The 11,506-nt window shown below is 35.2% G+C and carries 1 protein-coding gene; it reads right to left on the bottom strand.

The annotated features are described in order from the left end of the window. Positions 1–11,506: hypothetical protein (locus tag PHF25_06930; GenBank protein ID MDD4527747.1), on the bottom strand; the 11,506-nt coding region annotated here is incomplete at both ends.

Here is an 11,506-nt window from a genome sequence, read left to right as displayed (position 1 = left end):
AAGAAGATTCCAGCTGATAGGTATTCTAAACAAAAAATCACTGGAAGCAGTCTGAAAACCCACGCTTCCCTCAACAAATGACTCATTTGCATAACTCCTTGGCTGACACAGATCGTATATTATTTTGTTTATCCCTGATGCTCCAACATCTTTAATGTGGATTGTAACCCCAAAATCGACAGGCTCTTCTCTATGCCAACTTATCCCCTGGAAACCTGTTGATACTATAGAAAAACTCGGAGCTACAGTATCTTTCTTTAAAGTAAGCACAAAATGCATAGTGGAGTTGCCTGCTTTATCATTAAAACTAATAAAAATTTCATTCACAGCATCCGTAATCATTTTCCAGCTGTTAGCAGGAAAAAGGTTTAACCCAACATTTTTTGTATTATAACCATTTAAGGACTCAGGAGCTGGTTGAATATCTAAAAACATACCATTCGCGGATATTTTCCACTCAGCATAATGCAAACCACTACCACCAGTATCATTAAGGGTAACTGCAATACCATTAATCAGAGCAGGAGATGCAGAGGTTAGCCAACCGCTAAAAAAATTTTTATTAATGTTTTCGGTAAGAGTAGGCGTCTCTATATCTTTCTGAACATTAAAAACATTATAGGAGATAGAATGGTTAACAGAATCAACTAACTCAATATAAACCTGGTTAATCCCATTTGATAAAGTATCCCAGGTTATTCCCCATGACTGGGTATACCAGTTTGCACCATATATGTTACTACTTAGCATTCTTTCATTTTTCGTGTTTGCCTCATTATTAGATATTATTAGCTGAGCTGACTTTAACCCTGAAAAAACATCATAAAAATTTATGGAAACGTTGTTTAATGATTCTAAGGGAGGATTAGACGCGTTGAACCATTTTTGAAAAATCGCTTCAGAAAAATTGCTTGTTGGTTCCCACAAAGGATTACTGTCATCCTTCTTTATCATAAAATAATTATTTAAAGTTAAAGTGTTATTGGCACTATCAATTACTATTAATGTTATATTATTCGTGCCTTCAAAAAGGTCACTCCATTTGATATCCCAATTTTCTACATAGTCTTTAGTCGCTGTTCCAGTGTTTACATAAAAATTATTCTGACTACTATGCACCATATTATTTATGTTGGTTGTAACCAGATAACTTATTTGACGTATACCTGAGTCACCCTCACGATTATCCCCAAAATCAATATTGATACCTACTGCCCATTCAGGAATTGCTGGATACCAAACATTTTGGCTTGCTACACTAACTGTAGTAGTAGCGTTCATTGTCGGTGTTTCGGTGTCTTTCTTAATAACAAAAACATCCTGTGTAACATAGTTTCCAGCATAATCCACTACGGCTACTTGAACTGTGTTGATGCCTTCTTGCAAATCCTTCCAATACAAAGTCCAGGGAATAGTATGACTTGCTAATGCTGACTCTTGAGATGTTGCACTAACAATCACACTTGAGGACACAGAAGAATCCCGATGCGTAACATTATACGATATCTGACTAATGTTGCTAGAGCCTGTATCGTAAAATCTTATGTTAATTGCAGTTGTGCCGTTTGGCGTTGAATAATACCAATTAGGAAAAGCATTCAAAGTATAATTGTGAGATATGATTGGAGGAATAATATCCTTTTTAATAGTAAATACTGGACTCAGGCTATTTTGGGTATTCCCAGCATAATCGCTAAAACTTACAAAGACCTCATTTAAGCCATTAGTAAGAACTTTGTCCCAACTAATTTTCCAATCTTTGGTTATTTCAAAAACTTGGTCAACTAAACTTACAGTAATTACACAGGAGGTGACTCCCTCTGCATTACTTACAAGATATGAAATCGTAGAAAGTCCGGAATAAGTATCGAAAAAATCAATATTAATAGTACTCATCCAAGGCTGTGGATCTTTGTACCAATAATCAAACTTGCTTTCTCCCTGCTCATGATTATTATACGTTGGCTTAACTACATCTTTTCGGAACGTATACTGATTCTCATAATTGGTAGTGTTATAAGCATTATCCAATGCTTTCAAGGAAATATAATTAATACCATTCCTTATTTGCGAAGAAAAGTTTATCTTCCAAGGAGAAAGATAATTATTTGAATTAATATTAGTTGAAATCTGAAACTCTCTAAGCAAATCGTTAGAAATAATATGCCAAATAGTTTTAAGTTTTGAACCCCCTGAATCATGAAAACTAACTGTAACGTTTTCTAAAAAGGATGGAGAAAAGTTATACCATTTTGTTTGGTCAGGAAAATAATTCGCTGTGTTTGCAGTGGGTGCAATAGAATCTCTGTTAACATAAACAATGGATTGAGTTACCCTGTTACCAGCATAGTCCTCTGGGACTAAGACCAATGAGTTAACTCCATTGATTACTGAATCCCAGCCAATGGTCCAAGATGTATTATAAGTAGAAAATACACTTGCTGTAGGGAAATCACTACTAAAAACTTTCGTGATTACCTCTTCATTTTGAGTAACCCCATCATACAATAAAAGATATCTTACATTTTTTAACCCTGAACCACTGCTGCTGTCTGAAAAAATAATATTTATATAAGGGTTAGGCAACTGTTCAGGAGTTCTAATCCATTTACTGCCCAAATTATACAAATGAGCATCTGCATGAACAGATGGCGCTATTGTATCCTTATTAATAGTCAACGCCGTTTGATAGTTCTGAGTATTTCCTGCCTTATCTATTGCGCTTATCCATACATTATTTTGCCCTTGTCCTGTTTTTTCCCAAGGAATTGCTACGCCTTGGTCATAGGTTAAAACGCCCTCTTCCGCAATAAAGACAGGATTCCAATCGATAACACCAGACTTCCCTACCTGTAATCCATAATTCAAAGAAACTAATTTACTCGCGGGATCATAAACAACAATATTCAAAGAATTTGGAGCATCAAAACTATATTTGGATGTATCCTTCAGCCAAAGATTAAACTTCTCAGCAGTTGCCTTTTCGTTGACTGATACTCTTGGCTCAGAGATATCTTTTTTAAAGACAAATAAAAATTTAGTAGCAAGTGTTTCTGCCCTGTCTTTTGCCCAAACATTGATTGTTGAAGGAACCTCATTGGAAATGTCGGACCAACTTATATTAAAAATATCATGGCTTACATGCTCCACCGATCCAGTGTAGGTTGTAACGGTGATTGTAATAGTTCTACCAGCCGTAACTACTTCGTATCCATACATGCCAATACCAGACTCGTCATCTGATACGGTTACTCTAATTCCACTCAGCCATGGCTGTGCTGTTCTATACCATAGCTCTTGACTATCTATTGTATTAATTGTAACTACAATGCCTGGAGGTGTGCCGTCTCTGTTTAATGTAAAAATTTTCTTTTCAGAATAATTTCCAGCATTATCCGTCACACAAACAAACAAGTCATTCGTGCCCCCGCCTACTAAACTCCAAGAAACAGAAAAAGGTTGAGTATAGTTTTCTTGGTTAAAATTGGTTGTAATAACATCAGTAGTAACAACGCCAGTATTATGAACAAGCTTATACCAAATTCCACTTAACAAAGAATCTGCATCACTAAAATTAACTGTTATTGAATTTAAGAATTTTGACCAGTTATTTGCTCCTAAATACACTGTAGATACACTTGCATCAATCAAAGAATCATCTATGCTAGGAGAAATATTATCAAACTTTATTGTGAACAGCTTATCTGTTGTTGCAATGTTTCCGGCTCGGTCAGCTGCTCTCAAATAAACATTATTGGTTCCAAGAACTAGAGCATCAACAGAAACATTCCAGGGGATGGAATAACTTGCAACGCCTCCCAAATTTTCTGTAATGGTTTTGAACCTTTCCTCAGAATAATGATTTTGCGACGTAACGTAGTATCTAATATTCAAAAGCTGTGAAAAAGCAAAATCCTCGGCTCCTACATTAATGGTTTTTGCATAAAAAGGGACTGAATTGTACCATAATGCCTCGTTTTCTATAGACTTAAAATAATTATTACTTATTACAGGAATAATAGTATCTTTATTAATAGTCAAGACTGTTGCTAAGCTACTAACATTATTTCCTGCCCAATCTAAAGCACCCACTTTAATTAAATTTGTTCCGTTTACTAAATCACTCCAATAGATAGACCAACCTATAGCATAATTGGGCTGGCTTGATTCATAAGAATCTGGAGAAACAAGAATTGTTCGGCTAAATCCATTAGCCGTAGAAACATCATACCAAACTTTTTGTAGTTTCGATGGATAGTCGCCTGGATCAGTAAAACTAATATTCATTTTCTGCTCAGTCCAACTAGGAGTTACGTTGTACCAGGTCTCTTGCTCAGCAGTTGGCACAAAGGGCTCGTTAATGGTGTACGCTGGATCTAAATCATCTTTTCTTAGGATAAACGTAGCTGTTTCTGAAGTATTCCTAGCTCCATCCACTAAATAAAAACTAATCAAATTTGTTCCTTGATACAAGGCATCCCAACTTATCGTAAAGGAAGAACTACTAAAAGGGCCCATCCCATTAATGTTTTCTGTAATCAAAACAAATTTCTCTATATTATCTCCTTGTCTCTTTACTTTATAATTTACACTGCTTAGCAGGGAATATCCTGTATCCGAGAAATTAACTGAAATCTGCTTTGCCCAAGTTGGTAAAATTGTATGCCAAACAGTTCCAACATCTGCGGTTAAATTGTATGTGCACTGTGGTGCTGTCTCGTCTTTTCTGACTATAAAGTTTTCATTTTGAGTAAAGTTTCCAGCCCAATCTTCAACTCTAACTGAAACAGTATTGATACCTTCACTTAACAAAACCCAGTCCAAACTAAATTTGGGGCTTAAACTATTGTTAGCTTCATCGTGATTTTGATACATAGCAAGATTTCTTTCAACTTTGCTACCAGTAAATTGTTCCACAATATAATCCATACTTTTAAGCCTTGAAAAACCGGTATCGTTAAAAGTAACCATCAGAGCGTAATCTGTGCTTAACTGATAGGCGGGGTCGTAATCATTATATTTTTTATACCACTTTTTCTGTTTTTCTGTAGAAACAACACTTATGTTATAGGTTGGTGCGATTATATCTTTTCTGACAACAAACATCGCGGGGCTTGCAACTCTGTTGGTAGCATGGTCTTCCACAAAAACATCAATCGTGTTTATGTTATTAGTAAGATTTATCCAATAAATGTTCCAATCATCTTTGTATTCTGTTATCCCTGCCGTGCTTGTAAAGATATTATAAGTATTAGTTCCATCATTATTATAAACAACATAGGCTGAACGGCTCAATAAAGAATATTGCAAATCAGAAAAATCAACATTTACTGAAATGCAAAAATTTGGAGTTCTGTTATACCAAACATTAAAACTACTAATCTTAATATTTCTGTTATCTATTATTAATGGATTAACAATATCTTTATTTATTGTCAAAACATTTATTGAAGTAATATTTCTAGCATTATCAGAAGCAAGAAGAAAAACCTTGTTGACGCCATTATTGATGCCCGAAAAAGAAAGCTCAAAATCTGAATTCAAAGTAAGCCGACTCTGCTCCTGAAGCAAAATGAATTCCTTTCCCATGGCGATATACCCTAACCCATTAAGTGATGAAACGGCTCCATTAACAGCATTGGTGGTTATTTCTCTCGCACTAAAAGTTATTCCTAACATCCAATCCTGGGTAGTGTTATACCACTTGCTTTGGGCTAAAGCAGGAACTGTTTTAGAGTTATCTATTGCTGGAAAAGTTGAGTCCTTCTTGATTGTAAATAAAACTGGCGACATTGTTACATTACGTGCGCCGTCTTCCACTTTAACTCGAATACCATTTAGCCCTTCGGATAAGGCGTTCCAACTGATTCCCCACCCAACAAATGTATTGCGATTCACCGCACCATCTATTACAAACCATGTAGTGTTAGTTGTGACAATAGCATATGACACAGTTGAGATATTAGAGCCACCACTATCATTAAAGCTTACTTGGATATTATTTAACCAGTTTGGAGCCTTCCCGTGCCATAACAGCGACTCCTCATCATGAGCCCCCGCATAACTCCAAGAAGGAACAGCCTGGTCTTTTCTAATCGTGAAAAGCACGTCTGAAAACAGGACATTACCTGCATTATCTGTTGCTTTAAGCCTAACTTCTGTTGCTCCTGGAGCAAACCTCGACCAATCAGTGGTGATAGAAGAGAAGTTTCCAGAATAATTCCCCATCGAAGAAGAAATAACAATACTAGAAGTAACACCATTAAATAACAATAAACCAATATTCTCTAACCCCGAAAATCCTAAGTCAAAAACCTTTAACGGTAATCTATCATAAATGTTAGTTGTGTTATACCAACGAGAAAAGGCAGAGGTGTTAAATGAATTATCTGTAACATTATAGCTAGGAGCTTGAGTGTCTTTCTTGATATAAAAAAGGACATTAGTGGTGACCAAATTAGCAGCATTATCGGAAACATAGACTAAAATATCATTAGCTCCTTCAGCTAGAACACCAAAACTTATTGACCAGTTTTGTATAAAATTATTTGAAGGTATTGTGTACTCTGAAACTACATTTCTTGTTAAACGCCCATTAATAGACACCACATAATCAATCCTATCTATGAGGGACATTCCTCTGTCGTGAAAATCTATATTAATGTTTTGCATCCATGGCTCAATTTCTTTGTACCACAAATCTTGTGATGATAACGAAGGAACTACAACCACAATGTTTGTAGTTAAAACATCTTTATTAATTCTAAATAACTCCTCCTTAATTGAATTTCCAGCATAATCTGTAACAGAAACACTAATAATATTCAGGTCAGAAGTAATTTTTGACCACGGGATAGTCCATCCTCCATTATAGACTTGTGTCCTTGGAGGAAAATCGTCTTTTATGTTAGTGGTCAAAAAGAATTTATCATTATGATAAATTGCATACTCTATTTTCTTTAAACCTGAGTATTCGGTATAAACACCAGTATCTTTAAAAGAAATACCCGACATTGTCTCCCACCATGAAGGTGTAACACTAAACCAAGAGCTAGTATTACCCCAGCTTAGCCCACTCTTGTCAATTGTTGGAACTTTGGTGTCTTTATTAAAAGAGGCAATCAATACATTGTATTCTGTTTTATTTTCAGCAAAATCTTCTACCCCAAGATAGATTTCGTTTGAACCTTCAAAAGCACTAGAAAATGAAAAGTCAAAAGAAGCAATTGTTCTATCATAAGTCGCATGCTCATTTCTGGTAGCCGAAAAATAAACATTCTTAATAGCTTCCAAGTTGCCCAACTTAAATTTATAATAAACTCTTTTAATTTTTGAAAGGTTTTGATCATAAAAAATAAAGTCATTATTACTACTGTTAACTCTCATCCAATTAAGAGTTGTAGAAGTATAACTCTCAGTCGGAGTAAAATTAAAACTAATAATATTATAGCTAGGCAAGCTCACGTCTTTTTTTATACTAAAAAGAACATCGCTTCTAGAGTTGTTGCCCGCGTTATCTGTAACAGAGACTCTTACGTTATTTATTCCTTCTTTAAATAAGGTCCAATCCATCCCCCAATTTTGAAAAGCCAAATAACTTTTGTTCTCAAATTTAACAGAAGAAATAACTTCGCCAGCATTATCAATTATATAACTCATTTCTTTAATATTAGAGCTTCCACTATCCCTAAAAGAAACAGGAATATTAGAAAGCCTGAATTCATTATAATAAATCCCCTCATACAAAAAAGGTCTTCCGTCAGGCTCATGGTTATACCACCTCCAAGAATACTGGAAATCTTGAGAAGTGATGCTATGCAAAATATCTGGAGATGTTATATCTTTTTTTATCCAAAACAAACAATTAGAAGTTGTTAGTGTTCCTGCATTATCAGAAACAAGCACAGAGATACTATTGACTCCATTAACTAAAACACCCCACGATACGGCCCAATTAATAGAATAAGAGTCTACAGCACCTACCACAAAATTAGTGCTAATCGTTTCCACAAATGAACCTGAAGCATTGTCTACTTTATAATACACACCATAAATTCCAGAGCCTCCGGCATCTGTAAAGCTAACAGAAATACTACTCATCCATGGTTGTGGTTTATTATACCAAGTATTATATGTCGCCACCGGCAAGGTCATTGCATTATTATAGGAGGGGGGGATTACATCTTTGCGTACTGTAAATGCCTTACTAACAGTTGACCAACCAGCATTATCATTAAGCGAAACATATATCTCATTAATTCCATTTGTCAGCATGCTCCATTGAATATTCCAATTAGTATTCCTAGTAGGTTTATTAACATTGGCATCGATAGTCACTAACTTGAACCAACTATTATTGGATACAAAATAATAAACATCCTTTATTAAGGAATATCCTTCGTCATAAAAATTCAATGTTACATTATTAAAAAAGTCGGGAGTTGTATTGGTCCAACTTGGAGAATATTCAAACTTTCGATCAAAAGATGGTTTTTTGCTATCTAATTTAATTGTAAATAAAAGGTCAGCATCATAAATTATAGAATTCATGTTGCCAGCATTATCAGAAATCACTACGTAAATATTGTTTGTACCATCTTGAAAAAAATTTGTTGTAAGAACCCACGAATTATCATAATAACCAGTATTCATATTTTTAGAAATATCGTACTGAAGCATTCCTCCTGTCAAAACTTTTACTATATATCCTATATAATTTAAACTTGAGCCACCTGAATCAGTAAAAGTTACCCCACTTACCTCTATCGTAGGGATTGTAGGAGAAAATTTTTGATGCCAACCATTAAAAACATTAACATTGGAACCTGTAACAAAAGATGGCCTTGTTACATCTTTCTTTGCTGTGAACAACTTGCTAGTATCTTGTATGTTTCCAGCATTATCTTCCATAGTTGCATAGACATCACAGACGCCTTCGTCTATCCAACCCCAACTAAACGAAGATCCCAAGTAATAAGTTTTTCCTGAGACAACTAACGGGTAATTCTTGTTTATCCTAGTTGTTTGATTAAAAATATTTAAGGTAACTGCTCTTAAATTAGAATACCCTTCATCATTAAAAGTTATTCTTAATTCAGTTAACCAAGCAGGCTTTTGATTTGGATCAAGAGGGTACCACCTATCAAATTTAGGATCATTTACGTCCTCGCTACTAATCACGTTGGGAGAAGTTATGTCTTTTTTAATAGAAAATAACACAGGAGACACTTTCTCGTTTCTAGCGGTATCTACTACCTTAACCTTAATATCATTAGTACCTTGATTTAAGTGTAACCAATTAATTCCCCATTGTTGTGTATAGTTAGAGCTATTTCCTTGAGATACCCCTGGCAAATAACGCCACTCGCCACCATTCACATTATAAGCAATAGTGTACAGTAAGGAATGCCCTGAATCTGAAAAAGTCACGATTATATTATCGAGAAAACTTCTGTCCCTATTCTCGTTATACCAATAATCAAACTTTGGATCTTTAGAACTCTCCAATGAATGATAGTTAGGAGAAGTAAAGTCTAGCTTTACAACAAACTCGTCAAACGCACTATTGCCGAGCACATCATCTCTAGAAACGACAATTGCATTAACTCCTTCTGTTAACACTGAGGAAGATACTATCCATAAGTTAGCAGCATAGTTAGCAGAGCCATTAAGGTTTGCAATATTAAACCAACTCTTGATAGCGTTATTAGACACGAAGTATTCCATTTTTTTAATGCCACTCTCTGCATCACTAAAACCTAAGGGGTTATTTTTTGTTACCCAGTCAGGGTAATAGTTCATCCAAGAACCATAGGTCGAACCTTTCATGTTTTCTTTCCCATCTAAAACTGGCGCTTGAATATCTCGTTGAAAAGAAAAAATCTTTTGTTCGTATGGATTTCCAGCGTTGTCTTTTAACACTATCCAGAAATTGTTGGTTCCATGCATCATATAATCAGCTGAAGGAATATTGCTCAAACTAAAGGAATAACTAGAGGTATTCATGTTTTGAGAAAGATAACGTGTTGCCAACACTACTGTGCCCGCAGCGTTTTTGACATAATACCCAACGCTATTTAGGCGAGAAAACAAATTATCTGAAGCTACAAAATTAATCGTAGCCAAAAAGCTAGGGGTAGACCTATACCACTTACCAAAGTATTCAGTATTACTTGCACTTGCGTCTATGGAAAGCTGAGGTTGCACAGTATCTTTTTGTAAATAAAACACTTTCTCATACACACTGAATCCAGCTTGGTCATTAAAAGAAACATACACTTCATTGTAGCCATCATTAAAACTTGTAAATTGAATGCTCCAATTTATGTTATAGGAAGAAACAGGTGGCTGACTTAATATGCTGCCACTAGCAATAATCGTATTATTATTAGAAACAAAATATTGAATATTTTCTACGTAAGATTGCGTATCAACAAAATCAATGTCAATTTCTTGCAAATTAATTCTATTATAGACACCATCTGTTTGATGCCCACTATTAGAACTAAACCATCTGTTTTCATAAGAGGCTGTTGGCAAATACTTGGAAATATAAGGAGGCGTTAGATCTTTTCTTATTTGAAGAGGCATAATACTTCTGGTATTGGTTGCATTATCAATTATGGAAATCCAAAGCTCATTACGACCTTCTGGTATCTCTAACCAGTCAAAACCCCAAGGACTAACATAAGAATGACTATTAATATTCTGGTTAAGCCACCTCTGATAATTCCTGTTTTCATTAACTAAGCTAACACTAATAGCCTTTAAGTCTGAGGACCCCATATCATAGAAAGAAATACTAATAGTTTCATAAAAAGGAGTATCCCTTGTTATCCAATTCTGAAAATAATCATGGGAAGATAAGTTCGCACTTACATTGATAGTGGCTGGTTGAGTATCCTTGTTGATTGAAATTACCTTATAGGTCACATTGCCAGCATTATCACTCACGACAACTGTTACAGGATTTACACCTTCACTGAGCACAGAAAAGCTGACAGAAAGTTGCCTGATAACATTTCCCTCACCGTTTAAGGAAGGAATCTGCGTAGTAACACCTTCATACACGTAGTAACCTTGATCCAACTTTGCAGTACCGGAATGAGTAATGTTAATCGTTAACAAGCCCATCCAGTTTTTCGTTGTATTGTGCCACAATAGCAATTCACTTGAAGCACCCTCCACATGAATAATAGGCGCAGTAGCATCAAAAACCCTAAAAGAAGAATTAGCAGTAGGACTCCAACTACCACCTCCATCTCGAAAAGAAATTCCCCAATTATAGGAAACTTTCCACTCTAAGGGGAACCAATTATCATTAGTAAATTTTGTGTTGCTAAGTGGATAGTATATTTTCATAGAAAGCTCAGTGTCTAAAACCATATTGGCAGTATTTTCTCCCCAAAAAACAAAATCCTTAATACCAAACTCATTTTGAGTAGTAACTGCTATTCTGTAGTTAACTGCAGGTCCTCGGTCAGAATTATAAACCGCCTGAAAATAA

The sequence above is a fragment of the Candidatus Margulisiibacteriota bacterium genome (genome assembly GCA_028706105.1).
Taxonomy (GTDB): Bacteria; Margulisbacteria; Riflemargulisbacteria; order GWF2-35-9; family DYQY01; genus DYQY01.
The sequence above is the reverse complement of the archived record's forward strand: the minus strand, read 5'-3'. Positions and strand labels throughout refer to the sequence as shown.